Source organism: Colwellia psychrerythraea (assembly GCF_000764185.1).
GTDB lineage: Bacteria > Pseudomonadota > Gammaproteobacteria > Enterobacterales > Alteromonadaceae > Colwellia > Colwellia psychrerythraea_B.
In genome coordinates, this window is the sequence record NZ_JQEC01000044.1 from 15,414 (window position 1) to 29,459 (window position 14,046).

Consider the following 14,046-nt stretch of genomic DNA (forward strand, 5'->3'; position numbering starts at 1 on the left):
TAAAAGGCCCTAAGAGGAATATAATAAAGTGAAGTAACGCTATTTTACTTTATCTTTAAGCAAAACATCTGCTGGTTGCACTCAGATTTAATTTAAGCCAACATAGCCGCTTATTTATAAAATTAACCTTAACTAAGCTGTATCTGTTCTTTTATGCGATTTACTTTCAACGATATTGAGCTCAATTTAACTGCTGGTTTGCTAATAAAAGATGGTCAAACAATTAGTATCAGAGCCAAAACCTTATTAGTACTAAAGTACTTAATCGCAGAAAAAGACCATGTGGTAACAAAGCAGGCATTGCTTGCTGAGGTTTGGCACGATGTCGTGGTACAGGAGCAAGTATTAGTACAATCAATAAAAGAGATCCGTGACTTACTTGGCAGCCATGTTATTAAAACCTATCCACGCCAAGGTTATCAATGGACAGCAGAACTCAGCGAAATCACCAATGAAAGAAGTATTTTTGGAAGATCCGTTAATACAAGCTATCTAGCATTAATTACTGCATTAATCCTCCTTACCTTCATCGGTCTATTTATTTATCAGACTTCCCAAAGTAACCACCAAAGCTCCTCAAAAGAACGCTTCACTGTTGCCTTATTACCTGTAATTAATGATATGCCTGATGATATTCACGATTGGGTTCCTTTACAGGGCATGGACTATATAAGTCAAAGCTTAACGAAGAACACTCAATTACAACTGATTCCTAGAACACAGTTACTTCAGTCAATTCCATTATCTAAACAAACAAAGTTACAAAATTCAGTAAACCCTGACCCTCAAGAATTACGAGCGCTTACTCAAACGCTAAATGTGGATTTGTTAGTGCAAACGACACTTCGAGGTTATCCGCAAGATTTCCAGTTAGATTATAGTTTTTACCTTGCTCGGCGAGTTGAACAAGGGGTTATTTTATCCTCAAATATTCGTGATGCCTTCACGCAGCTAGTGCAAAGAATTACCCAACGGTTTGCCCCAGACACTGCCCAAATTTCCCAGCCATATATTAGTGATTTCAGCAATGAAGCTTTTGCTCGTGGTATAGCACTTTATTTACAAAGAGATTATGTGCAAGCAACTACCTTTTTCTCTTCTGCGCTGCAAACCAATAATGACTTATTGGCCGCCCGTCGGTTTTTAGCTGCCAGCTATATTAATAGCGGTGATACCGAACAAGGTATTATCTTAATGAAAGAAAACATAGCACAAGCACGTCAAAAGAAAATGCCCAGAGAGGAGATTCGTAGTCATTTGATGATAGGAGTATTACTTATCCATCAATATGAGAAAGACTCACTAACTCACCATGATTTATCTAAAGCTGAACGATATATCCTATTAACCAAAAAACTGGCAGAGCAGTATCATGATGCACTATTTATTGCTTATGCTCATGAGGAGTTAGCTAAAATAAAACGTCTACAACTTCAGTATCACGAAGCCATTCCTTTATTAAAAAAGGCAATACAATACCATAAAGAATTTAAAGGTAGTTACGGACAAACGCGCGCACTTATAGAGTTAGCTCTAATAGCCTATGCACAAGGTAAAACTGAACTGGGCGGCAATTATTTTACCCAAGCAACCACTATTGCCTACAAAGATGGTGTGGCAACGAATAAAGTGGCTATTTTGTTAGCGCAAGCACAAGTTGCCTTAAACGCTAAGCAGATAGAAGCTGCTCAAAATTATGCCAAACACGCTAAGAACATTGCAATTGAAGCTAAAAATAACATTTTAATCGCACGGGTAACCGCTTGGCAGGATGATAGCAACACTTACCAAGTCAATTAATCTGCTTACTGATAGCTTAATTCGATAAAAGTGAATGTTAGTTAGCCGCTAAAATTTTATCCATAACCCAACTAGTATGTAGCGCTGAAGCTCCACTTGACGGGTGTTGCTTATTATTTACTATGTGTTGATAAATATTGCCAACATGATGTAATTGAATATTCTCTGGATTTTCAATATCAAACACTTCACAGTTACCCCCTTGAGTGAGAATAACGGGAGTTTCATCAAATACTGAAAAATCTAACTGCCCTTCGCTACCTATTATGGTAACTTTATCTTGCCTTGCTGATGCGCCAAAGTTCCAACTACCCACGCCAGTGACGCCATTTTCATGCTGCCAACAAGCGCTAACTGCATCAAAGGCTGAATATAAACCTTGCTGATTGCTAGCTACACCAGCTACCTGGGTATAATCACCCAATATAAAAGCAAACAAATCTAAGCCATGGCTGGCTAAGTCATCAAAGTAACCGCCTGGAGCTACATTTTTATCTGTGCGCCAGTTATACTGCCCCGATAAATCCATGTTATTGGCCGGTTTAGTTAACTGCCAACTAATATGTCGAACCTGCCCTATTGCACCATTTTCTAGTAAGCTTTTAACTTTATTAAATCGTGGTAAAGATCGGCGATAATAAGCGACAAACAATGGCACGTTAGCTTCTTTAAAGGCTTGTTCAATAGCGATGCTATCTTGATAACATGGCGCTAAGGGTTTTTCGATACAACAAGGCTTACCTGCTTTTGCAACCAATAGCGCATAGTGTTTATGGCTATCTGGTGGCGTTGCGATATATATTGCATCAACGTTATCATCATTTATAAGCTCCACAGCATTATTACTATACTTGGCGACCTTATGCCGCTGCGCATAGTCTTTAGCGAGGGTTAAATCTCTACGCATTACAGCTGCTAGTTCAAAACCGGTAGTTTTTTGATAGGCTGGTCCACTTTTAATTTCAGTCACAGCACCACAACCAATAATGCCCCAACGAATGTTCTTATTTTTATCTATCATATTTTCTCGTTCATCGTTGATCATTCAGAGCCTAAAGCGATTAAGTCATAACTTACTTAGTAGCTAAGCCATGACTTTTTGTCATTATACCTACATCGAGTTATTACAAACCACAATAGCTATCTAGTTTAGGTAGCCAATGAGGTACAGTATCTTGTTGTTTTATTTTTTGAGTACGTAACGTTACCACTTCTTTTAGTACTTCATTATGGGATAAATTTTTATCCGCGTTAAAGTACACCCAATCTACCTCTTGATGATATTGGCGCATTTGGCTACTTTCAACAATTTGCTCTGGGATAAACCATAAATTAAAATTTAACGACATAGCTACTTCCGGATAAACTTCACCACCATGAGTCGAAAACAAATGCCCATTTATATAATATTTTATCTCACTATCAAAAACCTGCAGTACCACAGTATTCCAACCCTGCAAACTTTTAACGTAACTATCAAAGGCATTTATTTTAGTCCAAGGCTCAAGCTGAAATGTTTCCCATGAAGTTGAAAACAATACATTTTCTTTTTCACCCCAACCGCCATTGGCAAGGTATTCAAAATCCATTTCGCTATAATTTTTATCCATTGGTGCTTCTAGTGGACTGATAGTATAGAAGGTTTCAACAATACCATCACCATCAGGACCAAAATCAGGTTGGTCGTTAAAATATACTCGTGCTGCATAGGTGCCTTCGAGGTATTTACGTTGATGGCATATTTGTGTATGACGGGTATTTTCTGGGCTACCATCTGTTTTGGAGGTTAAACGCATCACAGTATTGTTGCCATCTTCTTGGTCTGGATGGAAGCTAATTCCTTCAGACCACCAAGTGGCATTTTTGATACCCGGATGACCTACCTGTGTTCTAGGCACCCAACCATTTTTTTGTGCCTCAGATAGAGTTTTATAGCTAAAATCATCGAACATTATTTTGCTATTCGCACCTGTGATTTCAGGATTGGCTTGAGTAGTTGAACTGGCGATTAAAACGATAGTGCCAATAAATAAATGGCTTAGTACTGTAGAGGACATCATTAATATTTAATTCCTACCTAGATAAAGGTTGTTATAGTGAGCAGTTATTGTTGTAGCAACAATGAAACACCTAGGAAGTAATTTTGCTAATTAAATAATATTAAAGATAGGGTTTTGACTGGTTAAATTTTATTAAAGCCTGTATAAATGGTACTCACAGGCTTGTGCTAGTAATTATTGCTTTAACTTATATAGGTACAACAATAATCAATGATGGTTTTAGCTTTTATTTCAAAGGAACTGTCGCCATCTACGTTGAACGATTGTCCGCCGCTAATTTTTTGCCACTCGTTGGAACCGCTAAGTAAAATTTCACATTCACCGGCAGTAATTTCCATTAACTCTTTTTCGTTAGTAGCAAACTTATAGTCGCCTGGCATCATAATACCTAAAGTTTTAAAGCTGCCATCTTTGAACGTTATTGTGCGGCTGGTAACTTTACCGTCAAAATATACATTAGCAGCTCTACCGATAGTTACTTCTTTAAAGTCAGGCATGGGTTATTTCCTTTTAAAATTTTATTAGTAATTTGTTTTGTCTAAATATTTAGACATAAAAAAACGGCATCGAACTAAACTCAAATGCCGCTTTACTTAACCTTCTCTACTTCAAGAGGTAAGTCTTATTTTGCACTAGCAATTTTTTGCATATCGGTCATATAACCGCGAAGCTCTTTACCGATAACTTCAACGCCATGGCTACGAATAGCTTCATTCACTTCAATTAAACGCGCATTATCAACATTGTTTGAGCTATCTTTTAGGCCTTCACCTAATTGCTCTAAAGTTAACTTAGCTGTGTATTCTTCAAGAAGAGGTACTGCTGCGTGAGTAAATAAGTAGTTACCATATTCAGCAGTATCTGAAATTACTACGTTCATTTCGTATAACTTGTTACGTGCAATACAGTTAGCAATCAATGGCGTTTCATGAAGTGACTCATAATAAGCTGATTCTTCAATGATGCCAGCAGCAACCATAGCTTCAAACGCAAGTTCAACACCGGCCTTGATCATGGCAATAACAAAAATGCCTTTGTCGTAATATTCTTGCTCGGTAATTTCTGTTTCACAATCTGCTGCTAATTCAAATGACGTTTCGGCTGTTTCTGCGCGCCACGTTAATAAGTTAATGTCATCATTTGCCCAATCAGCCATCATAGTTTCAGAGAAACGACCTTCAATGATGTCATCCATATGTTTTTCGAATAAAGGACGTAAAATAACTTTAAGCTCTTCAGACATATCAAATGCTTTGATTTTTGCAGGGTTTGATAAACGGTCCATCATGTTAGTGATGCCGCCATGTTTAAGACCTTCAGTAGTAGTCTCTAAACCGTATTGTAATAATTTACGAGCGTAAGCTGCGTCCATACCTTGAGCGAGTAATTGCTTGTGACCTAAAACCGCAGCCGTTTGTAACATACCACAAAGAATTGTTTGCTCACCCATTAAGTCAGACTTAACTTCAGCAATGAATGACGATTGTAAAACACCCGCTCTATCACCACCCGTTGCACTCGCGTAAGCTTTAGCAATTGCTAAACCATTACCTTGAGGATCATTTTCTGGATGAACTGCGATAAGTGTTGGTACACCAAAACCACGTTTGTATTCTTCACGTACTTCAGTACCTGGACACTTAGGTGCAACCATAACAACCGTGATATCAGGACGAACTTGCATACCTTCTTCAACGATATTGAAACCATGTGAATAAGAAAGCGTAGCGCCTTGCTTCATCAACGGCATTACCGCAGAAACAGCAGAAGTATGCTGTTTATCAGGTGTTAAGTTTAATACTAGGTCAGCTTGTGGAATTAATTCCGCGTAGTTACCTACTGTGAAACCATTTTCTGTAGCCCACTGCCAAGATTGACGTTTTTCGCTAATAGCTCCATCACGTAAGGCGTAAGAAATATTTAAACCAGAATCACGCATGTTTAAACCTTGGTTCAAACCTTGAGCACCACAACCAACAATAACAATGTTCCAGTCTTTGATGAAGTTACAGCCATCGCTGAACTCTTCACGCTTCATAAAACGACATTGACCTAATTGGCCTAATTTTTCACGTAAGCTAAGGGTATTAAAATAATTGCTCATGTTGGTTCCTCTGAATTTGGTTCTAAATATTAGTTAATAATCGAGTCGTTTTACTGACGACTTTTATTACAATGAAGACATACTACCCTAGCCTAACCGTTGCAAAAAGTGATATATTCGCATCACTACGTTGCGTTTTTAGCAACACTGATATTGATTTAGGGGTGATAGGTTATGGATCAAAAAGCATTATCGATGTTTGCGCATTTGAGCCAAAGTTTGCATTTTGGTAAAACGGCACAAGCACATCACATCAGCCCATCGACCTTGAGCAGAGCGATCAAACGACTTGAAGAGGAAGTAGGCAGTGAGTTGCTACATCGTGACAATCGTACTGTAGTACTTACCGATGCAGGTAAAAAATTCAAAGTTTATGCGGAACAACAACTTGATCAGTGGCATAACTTCAGACAATCACTGGCGCATAAACAAGTAGAATTAACTGGGAAATTGCATATTTATTGCTCAGTTACCGCAGCGTACAGCCATTTACCGCCGCTACTGGAACGATTTCGTGCTCGTCATCCTTTGGTAGAGATCATGTTAACCACGGGTGATGCCGCTGATGCCCTTGAGCAAGTACAAAATCAAGCCGTTGATTTTGCTATCGCTGCTGCCCCCGAGCAGCTACCGCGCAGTGTTTATTTCCATCACTTAGATACCATAGCCATGGCGGTGATTGCGCCAACAATGACCTGCAAAGTTCAGCAACAGCTCAGTGAAAAGGTACTGACTTGGTCAGAAATCCCAATAATTTTGCCAGAACACGGCGCCGCACGAAAACGATTTGAGCTCTGGTATCGTAAAAAGCAACAAGGTAAACCGATGATTTACGCAACAGTTTCAGGACATGAAGCCTTAGTCAGTATGGTTGCCCTAGGCTGTGGTGTTGGCATAGTGCCGCAAGTGGTAGTAGACAATAGCCCAGTAAAAGACAGGGTCAGTAACCTCGCTAACATTGGTGAAATAGAGCCTTTCGAACTCGGCGTTTGTTGTTTGAATCAATCAAAAGCCCAGCCGCTAATAAAAGCGTTTTTCAACTCAATTACTTAGCTATCAATATCTTAGATGTTAGCTATATTGAGTTAAACGGCAATCGCGCTAGTTAAGTGACGCAACAGTCTGTCCATAGCTCGATATGATAACGCTTCAGTCAGATGCTTGTGGTGAATTTCGACTGATTGTTCCATATCGGCTAACGTACGGGCAATTTTTAATATTTTATGGTGTGCTCGGGTTGATAAACCTAATTTTTCTACCGCCAGCTCTAAAAATTCATTGTCATCCGCAGTTAACCGGCAATATTGTTTCAATTCTCGACTACTGATATGGGCATTAGCTTTACCTTGTCGTTGTAACTGAATTGCCCTACATGCTTGCACTCGCTGTTGTATCTGCGTACTTGCTTCATTTTTTTGACTGCTCTGTGCCCAAGTACCTCGAGGCAACCGTGCCACTTCAATTTGAATATCAATTCGGTCAAGAAACGGTCCAGATAGCCGATTCAAATATCTTAATACTTGCTCTGGCGTACTGCGTTTATCGTTATAAAATCCCGTTGGGCTAGGGTTCATCGCGGCAATCAGTTGAAAGCGCGCTGGAAAACACTGCTTGTGTAAAGCTCTGGAAATAGTAACCTCACCCGATTCCATCGGCTCACGTAATACGTCTAATACTTTTCGCTCAAACTCAGGCAATTCATCTAAAAACAGCACGCCATTGTGCGCTAAGGTAATTTCTCCAGGTTTTGGCTGACTGCCACCTCCAACTAACGCAGCTGACGAAGCCGTATGATGTGGAGCTCGAAACGGTCGGGTAAACCATGATTTACGACTAATATCCTGATTACTAATCGATTGAATGGCAGCAACTTGCAAAGCTTCTTCTTCCGTCATTGGCGGTAAAATTCCCGCCAAGCGACTCGCTAACATGGTTTTTCCTGTGCCCGGTGGACCGATAAACAATAAATTATGGCCACCACTGGCGGCAATTTCTAAGGCACGCTTTGCTAAGGGTTGACCCATAACATCACTCATATCAAGCATTTGCTCAGTTAACTCTTCGGTAATTTCCGGCTCAATAACTAGAGGTAAAACTTGTTGACCGGCAAAGTGAGGGAATAGCTGGGTTAAATGGCTAATGCCATGAAGTTTAGCCTGTTTCACCCAACTAGCTTGCTCGGTATTTTGTTTAGGGATTATCAAGGTTCGCTGACTTTGACTGCATGCCATAGCCACGGGAATTTCACCTACAATAGCGCGTAGTTCGCCTGATAAGGCAAGTTCACCAGCAAATTCATATTGGGATAAATCCACTGGCGGTAGCTGTTCTGAGGCAGCAAGAATCCCGACAGCAATAGGCAAGTCAAAACGCCCGCCCTCTTTGGGTAAGTCCGCCGGTGCTAAGTTGATGGTTATTCGTTTAGCCGGAAATTCATAACCACAATTGATAATCGCACTGCGTACTCTATCTTTTGACTCTTTGACCGAGGCTTCTGGTAAACCAACAATATTGAATGCCGGTAGCCCATTGGCAAGGTGAACTTCTACGGAAACGAGGGGTGATTCAAGACCAATTCTAGCTCGACTGTATACACAAGAAAGTGACATAAAAATTCCATTTTATTGATTCCTTTTTTCCAGTGTAGTTCAAATATGATGAGCACGCGTTTATTACCTATTTTCAATTACTGCACAAAAAAGCTATAACAAAAAAACTTGCACAAATGATTAGAGCTATGGTACTAATTTAATAAGTAAGCGAGGCTGAGCATAAAAAATAAATATCAGTCAGCGCAAAATAAAACAGGCAAAGAGATAAAATGCATAAACTTAACTCAATTATTATTAACCTTCTCGTCGTGGTGATTATTAGATCATCTCGAGGGTTTTGTTGAGCTAACGAAAAAGCATTCCAACAAATTACAAACCCTCGCTTCGCAAGAACCGAGGGTTTTCTTTTAGCACTTTTTTACTAAACTTTATTAAGCTTTACATTGAATTTTTCATTAAATATAAAGCACTGAAAATATCGATATTAACAAGATAAAAATTGGAATCATCATGACCGAGAGTAAAACGTTAACAGGCAGCTCATTATTATTTGAAGTGCTACAAGAACATGGCGTACAGCATGTTTTTGGCTATCCAGGTGGCGCCATAATGCCAATTTATGACGCTTTATACGACAGTGACGTTAAACATTTTCTGTGCCGACATGAGCAAGGAGCAGCATTTTCCGCTGTTGGTTATGCTCGTGCTGCTGGTACCGTTGGGGTTTGTTTCGCTACCTCGGGACCTGGCGCAACAAACTTGATTACCGGTCTTGCCGATGCACTAGCTGATTCAATTCCGGTTGTTGCCATCACCGGACAAGTACCAACAGCCGCAATGGGTAGTGATGCCTTCCAAGAGATTGATATTTTTGGTTTGTCACTGGCTTGTACTAAGCATTCTTTCCAAGTAACTGATATTAACGAGCTTGAAAAAGTATTACATCAAGCTTTTGAAATTGCACTAGAAGGTCGCCATGGGCCGGTACTTGTTGATATTCCAAAAGATATACAGCTAGCTGCAGTTACCCAACGTTTAGATAAACTTTCTCACTTAAAAAACAAGGTGAAGTTACCCCTTGCAGATATCAGTAAAGCGCTTGATTTATTAACTCATGCCAAGCAACCTATTTTGTATGTAGGTGGTGGTGTTGGTATGGCAAATGCGGTAGAAGAAGTACGAGATTTTGCCGAAAAAACAGGTATGCCTAGTGTTTCAACATTGAAGGGCCTAGGGGCAATTAATCCGGACAATGAAAACTACCTTGGTATGTTAGGTATGCACGGTACAAAAACAGCCAATATTGCTGTTCAGCAATGTGATTTATTGGTGGTAGTTGGCGCTCGTTTTGATGACCGAGTGACTGGCAAACTGGATGAATTTGCGCCGAATGCCAAAGTAATTCATTTTGATATTGATACTGCCGAAATTAATAAACGACGCGCAGTTGATGCGGCTATTTTAGGTGATTTAAAGGGTAATTTACCCTTACTGACAACTGATTTAAAGATATCAGATTGGCAACAAAAATTACAACAAATGAGCACTGATTTTGCTTGGCGATATGATCACCCAGGCGAAAACATTTTTGCTCCTGCGGTATTAAAAACCGTTAGCGATTTGATGCCAAGCAATACTTGTATCACTACAGATGTTGGTCAACATCAAATGTGGGCTGCACAGCATATGAGCTTTGATGACCCAAGTAACTTTTTAACCAGTGGTGGTATGGGGACTATGGGCTTTGGTTTGCCCGCGGCTATTGGTGCACAAATTTCACGTCCTCATGATACCGTTATTGCGGTATCAGGTGATGGTTCAATCATGATGAATGTTCAAGAATTGGCTACCATTAAACGTTACCAAATTCCGGTAAAAGTTGTGCTAATTGATAACGCGAAACTAGGTATGGTTCGTCAATGGCAAGACCTATTTTTTGATGGCCGATTAAGCGAAACTGACCTGTCAGATAACCCTGACTTTGTCATGTTAGCAACAGCATTTGAGATAAAAGCCAAGCTAATCACTAAAAAAAGTGAAGTAGACGCTGCCGTTAAAGAAATGTTAGACCATGATGGTCCTTACTTATTACAAGTAAAAATAGATTCAGCTGAAAATGTTTGGCCGTTAGTGCCACCTAACACTGCAAACGATAAAATGATGGAGGGTGTATAAGATGAATGCTATTACGCTAAATAAGTATCAATTAATCATTATGGCTGATGATAAACAAGTAGTGCTAGAGCGAATTTTACAAGTAACACGTTATCGCGGCTTCCTTATTAACGGTATGAATGCTGAAGTGAATACCGGTAATAACATCGCTACTATTACCATGACTGTCAGTAGTGAACGTCCTATTTCTTTACTTGTCGATCAAATTAACAAATTAATCGATATCAAAGGTGTTGAAGTAGACAATAGTTCAGCGACAAATCAACAACACAGTGCTTAGATAAGACTAATTTATATAACATAGTTCCTGTTATTTCATTTTAGTATATGTATTGAAATGAATTTAAATAAACCTAACAAAGTTTGGAAAAGTAATGGCTAAAGTACATGCAGATTATATTTGGTTCAATGGTGAAATTATGCCATGGCAAAACGCTACAGTGCATGTCATGAGCCATGCGCTGCATTACGGTTCTTCTGTTTTTGAAGGCATACGTGCTTATAAAACGCCTAAAGGTACCTGCATATTTCGCTTAACTGAACATATCGAACGTTTATTTGATTCTGCAAAAATTTATCGGATGGATATTCCTTACACTATTGAAGAAGTCATTCAAGCTTGTAAGGACGCCGTTAATAAAAACAATCTAGACACTGCATATTTGCGTCCATTAGCTTTTTTAGGGGATGTTGGTATGGGACTTCGTCCGCCTGCCGACGCTAAAGCTGACTTAATGATTGCTGCGTTTAATTGGGAGGCATACCTTGGTGCTGATGCTATTGAAAATGGTGTTGAAGTGGGTGTTTCAAGTTGGAATCGCTTAGCGCCGAATACTATGCCTACTGCGGCAAAAGCTGGTGGTAACTATTTATCTTCACAGCTTATTTCAGCAGAAGCGAATCGCCACGGTTACACCGAAGGTATTGCCATGGATGTTAACAATCAAATCAGTGAAGGCGCAGGACAAAACTTATTTTTAGTGAAAAAAGGGGTTATTTATACCCCGCCTGGAACCGCTTCAATTTTACAAGGTTTAACCCGTGATGCCGTCTTTATTTTGGCAAAGGATTTAGGTTATGAAGTTCGTGAAGAAAGTATCTCTCGCGAAGCTTTATACCTTGCAGACGAGTTCTTTATGACAGGTACAGCCACTGAAATTGTACCGGTTAAGTCTGTTGATGGTTTAGCAGTAGGTAATGGTTCTCGTGGCCCTATTACCAAAGCTTTACAGGATGCCTTTTTCGGAATTTTTGATGGCAGCACCGAAGATAAATGGGGTTGGTTAGAGCCTGTTACATAATATTCTCTAACTAAATAATCTTTCTTCGCGTTAATGTTATTATCTCTAAAAAATAACATTAATGTGCAGTTTATCAGTGTTTTTAAGTTTAATTTTTAAAAGTATTACTAGAATTTTTGTCATATTTTTAACAATCAAATTTATTCCCTTTAACTTGGATACCCAAACAATGCCTAAATTAAGATCTGCAACTTCTACCCAAGGCCGTAATATGGCGGGTGCTCGTGCCCTATGGCGCGCAACAGGCATGACAGATGGCGATTTTGGTAAACCAATTATCGCAGTAGTCAACTCTTTCACTCAATTTGTTCCTGGTCATGTGCATTTGAAAGATATGGGTCAGTTAGTTGCCGGTGCTATAGAAGAAGCAGGTGGTGTTGCCAAAGAGTTTAATACCATTGCGGTTGATGACGGTATTGCCATGGGTCATAGCGGTATGCTTTACAGCTTACCATCACGTGACTTAATCGCCGATTCAGTTGAATATATGGTTAATGCTCATTGTGCTGATGCCATGGTTTGTATCTCAAACTGTGACAAAATCACTCCCGGCATGATGATGGCGGCAATGCGCTTAAACATCCCGGTAATTTTTGTTTCAGGTGGACCAATGGAAGCGGGTAAAACCAAACTTAGTGACCAAATCATTAAACTTGATTTAGTTGATGCCATGATTAAAGGCGCGGATCCAACCGTAAGTGATGAAGACAGTGATAAAATTGAACGTTCTGCCTGTCCTACCTGTGGTTCATGTTCTGGCATGTTCACTGCCAACTCAATGAATTGTTTAGCAGAAGCATTAGGTTTAGCCTTACCGGGTAACGGTTCAATGTTGGCTACACATGCTGATAGAGAAAAATTATTTTTAGATGCTGGTAAAGAAATCGTTAACTTAACTAAACGTTACTATCAAGAGAACGATGAATCTGCATTGCCACGTAATATTGCCTGTAAAGACGCTTTACACAATGCTATGTGTTTAGATATCGCTATGGGTGGCTCAACCAATACCATCTTGCATTTACTTGCGACAGCACAAGAAGCTGAAATAGATTACACCATGGAAGACATGGATAAGCTATCACGCATTGTGCCGCAATTATGTAAGGTTGCTCCGTCTACGCCTGATTATCACATGGAAGATGTGCATCGCGCCGGTGGTGTTATTTCAATATTAGGTGAGTTATCTCGTGCTGGTTTATTGAAAACAGATGTGCCAAATGTACTTGGCACCACCTTGGCTGATGTTATTGCTAAATATGACATTACCTTGACTGACGATGAAGACATTAAAAAATTCTACCGTGCAGGTCCTGCTGGCATAAGAACGACACATGCGTTTAGCCAAGATTGTCGTTGGGACACGTTAGATGATGATCGCGAAAATGGTTGTATTCGTAGTATTGATAACGCTTTCTCTTTGGAAGGTGGTTTAGCCGTACTTTCAGGTAACATTGCTCCTGATGGCTGTGTTGTTAAAACAGCTGGTGTTAGTGATGATAACTTAGTCTTCACTGGCCCTGCACATATTTTTGAAAGCCAAGATGATGCAGTTGCCGCAATCCTTGACAAAAAAGTTGTTGCGGGTGAAGTAGTTGTTATTCGTTACGAAGGCCCTAAGGGCGGCCCTGGCATGCAAGAAATGCTATACCCAACTACTTATTTAAAATCTATGGGGTTAGGTAAAGCCTGTGCTTTATTAACTGATGGCCGTTTCTCTGGTGGTACTTCAGGTTTATCAATTGGTCATGTATCTCCTGAAGCAGGTAGTGGCGGTACTATCGCCCTAGTTGAGCAAGGCGATATCATTCATATCGATATTCCAACACGTGCGATTACATTAAACGTAAGTGATGAAGTATTAGCGGAACGTCGTGCAGCAATGGAAGCAAAAGGTAAAAATGCTTGGAAACCAGCTGACCGTGTTCGCCCTATCAGTTATGCACTTAAAAACTACGCAATGCTAGCGACAAGTGCTGATAAAGGTGCAGTTCGAAATAGAGCCTTACTTGATGGTTTAATCGATTAATCATCATAAAAACTACGCACAGTAA

11 protein-coding genes are annotated in these 14,046 nt (G+C 39.8%); 6 read left to right on the forward strand and 5 right to left on the reverse strand.

Annotated features, from left to right (window positions below):
- The first annotated feature begins 153 nt into the window (after nucleotides 1–153).
- Nucleotides 154–1,800, forward strand: a complete 1,647-nt coding sequence (locus GAB14E_RS07560) for a winged helix-turn-helix domain-containing protein (protein WP_033083186.1) — start codon at nucleotides 154–156, stop codon at nucleotides 1,798–1,800.
- Between the two features lie 37 nt (nucleotides 1,801–1,837).
- Here GAB14E_RS07560 and GAB14E_RS07555 read toward each other — a convergent pair whose 3' ends face one another.
- The 4 genes from GAB14E_RS07555 to ilvC all read right to left on the reverse strand — a co-directional run bounded on the left by GAB14E_RS07555 (nucleotide 1,838) and on the right by ilvC (nucleotide 5,964).
- On the reverse strand, nucleotides 1,838–2,845 hold the full coding sequence (locus tag GAB14E_RS07555; protein WP_231562077.1) for a Gfo/Idh/MocA family protein: 1,008 nt from the start codon (nucleotides 2,843–2,845) through the stop codon (nucleotides 1,838–1,840).
- Between the two features lie 79 nt (nucleotides 2,846–2,924).
- Nucleotides 2,925–3,860 (reverse strand): glycoside hydrolase family 16 protein, encoded by a 936-nt coding sequence (locus GAB14E_RS07550; protein ID WP_033083187.1) that lies wholly within the window; start codon nucleotides 3,858–3,860, stop codon nucleotides 2,925–2,927.
- A gap of 182 nt (nucleotides 3,861–4,042) precedes the next feature.
- Nucleotides 4,043–4,357 (reverse strand): pyrimidine/purine nucleoside phosphorylase, encoded by a 315-nt coding sequence (gene ppnP, locus GAB14E_RS07545; protein WP_033083188.1) that lies wholly within the window; start codon nucleotides 4,355–4,357, stop codon nucleotides 4,043–4,045.
- A gap of 125 nt (nucleotides 4,358–4,482) precedes the next feature.
- A complete protein-coding gene (ilvC, locus tag GAB14E_RS07540; RefSeq protein WP_033083189.1) occupies nucleotides 4,483–5,964 on the reverse strand; it encodes a ketol-acid reductoisomerase in 1,482 nt (493 codons plus the stop codon).
- 174 nt (nucleotides 5,965–6,138) lie between these two features.
- Here ilvC and ilvY point away from each other — a divergent pair, with 174 nt between their 5' ends.
- Nucleotides 6,139–7,017, forward strand: a complete 879-nt coding sequence (ilvY, locus tag GAB14E_RS07535) for an HTH-type transcriptional activator IlvY (RefSeq protein ID WP_033083190.1) — start codon at nucleotides 6,139–6,141, stop codon at nucleotides 7,015–7,017.
- A 32-nt stretch (nucleotides 7,018–7,049) separates the two neighbouring features.
- On the opposite strand, the gene GAB14E_RS07530 is transcribed toward ilvY, so the two are convergent.
- Complete coding sequence (locus GAB14E_RS07530; protein ID WP_033083191.1) at nucleotides 7,050–8,573, reverse strand: YifB family Mg chelatase-like AAA ATPase; 1,524 nt, start codon at nucleotides 8,571–8,573, stop codon at nucleotides 7,050–7,052.
- A 453-nt stretch (nucleotides 8,574–9,026) separates the two neighbouring features.
- On the opposite strand from GAB14E_RS07530, the gene ilvG reads away from it, so the two are divergent.
- The 4 genes from ilvG to ilvD all read left to right on the forward strand — a co-directional run bounded on the left by ilvG (nucleotide 9,027) and on the right by ilvD (nucleotide 14,021).
- A complete protein-coding gene (gene ilvG / locus GAB14E_RS07525) occupies nucleotides 9,027–10,691 on the forward strand; it encodes an acetolactate synthase 2 catalytic subunit (protein WP_033083192.1) in 1,665 nt (554 codons plus the stop codon).
- A 1-nt stretch (nucleotide 10,692) separates the two neighbouring features.
- The gene (gene ilvM, locus GAB14E_RS07520; RefSeq protein ID WP_033083193.1) at nucleotides 10,693–10,971 is read left to right on the forward strand and encodes an acetolactate synthase 2 small subunit; all 279 of its coding nucleotides are present in this window, start codon (nucleotides 10,693–10,695) and stop codon (nucleotides 10,969–10,971) included.
- Nucleotides 10,972–11,065: 94 nt separating this feature from the next.
- Nucleotides 11,066–11,992: a branched-chain amino acid transaminase gene (locus GAB14E_RS07515; RefSeq protein ID WP_033083194.1), complete on the forward strand. Its 927-nt coding sequence runs from the start codon at nucleotides 11,066–11,068 to the stop codon at nucleotides 11,990–11,992.
- A gap of 169 nt (nucleotides 11,993–12,161) precedes the next feature.
- On the forward strand, nucleotides 12,162–14,021 hold the full coding sequence (gene ilvD, locus GAB14E_RS07510; RefSeq protein WP_033083195.1) for a dihydroxy-acid dehydratase: 1,860 nt from the start codon (nucleotides 12,162–12,164) through the stop codon (nucleotides 14,019–14,021).
- The last annotated feature ends 25 nt before the right edge of the window (nucleotides 14,022–14,046 follow it).

What these genes read in the sequence shown, in the direction of transcription:
- GAB14E_RS07560 (WP_033083186.1), top strand. Translation starts at nt 154, where the DNA reads ATGCGATTTACTTTCAACGATATTGAGCTCAATTTAACTGCTGGTTTG.
- GAB14E_RS07555 (WP_231562077.1), bottom strand. Translation starts at nt 2,845, where the DNA reads ATGATCAACGATGAACGAGAAAATATGATAGATAAAAATAAGAACATT.
- GAB14E_RS07550 (WP_033083187.1), bottom strand. Translation starts at nt 3,860, where the DNA reads ATGATGTCCTCTACAGTACTAAGCCATTTATTTATTGGCACTATCGTT.
- ppnP (WP_033083188.1), bottom strand. Translation starts at nt 4,357, where the DNA reads ATGCCTGACTTTAAAGAAGTAACTATCGGTAGAGCTGCTAATGTATAT.
- ilvC (WP_033083189.1), bottom strand. Translation starts at nt 5,964, where the DNA reads ATGAGCAATTATTTTAATACCCTTAGCTTACGTGAAAAATTAGGCCAA.
- ilvY (WP_033083190.1), top strand. Translation starts at nt 6,139, where the DNA reads ATGGATCAAAAAGCATTATCGATGTTTGCGCATTTGAGCCAAAGTTTG.
- GAB14E_RS07530 (WP_033083191.1), bottom strand. Translation starts at nt 8,573, where the DNA reads ATGTCACTTTCTTGTGTATACAGTCGAGCTAGAATTGGTCTTGAATCA.
- ilvG (WP_033083192.1), top strand. Translation starts at nt 9,027, where the DNA reads ATGACCGAGAGTAAAACGTTAACAGGCAGCTCATTATTATTTGAAGTG.
- ilvM (WP_033083193.1), top strand. Translation starts at nt 10,693, where the DNA reads ATGAATGCTATTACGCTAAATAAGTATCAATTAATCATTATGGCTGAT.
- GAB14E_RS07515 (WP_033083194.1), top strand. Translation starts at nt 11,066, where the DNA reads ATGGCTAAAGTACATGCAGATTATATTTGGTTCAATGGTGAAATTATG.
- ilvD (WP_033083195.1), top strand. Translation starts at nt 12,162, where the DNA reads ATGCCTAAATTAAGATCTGCAACTTCTACCCAAGGCCGTAATATGGCG.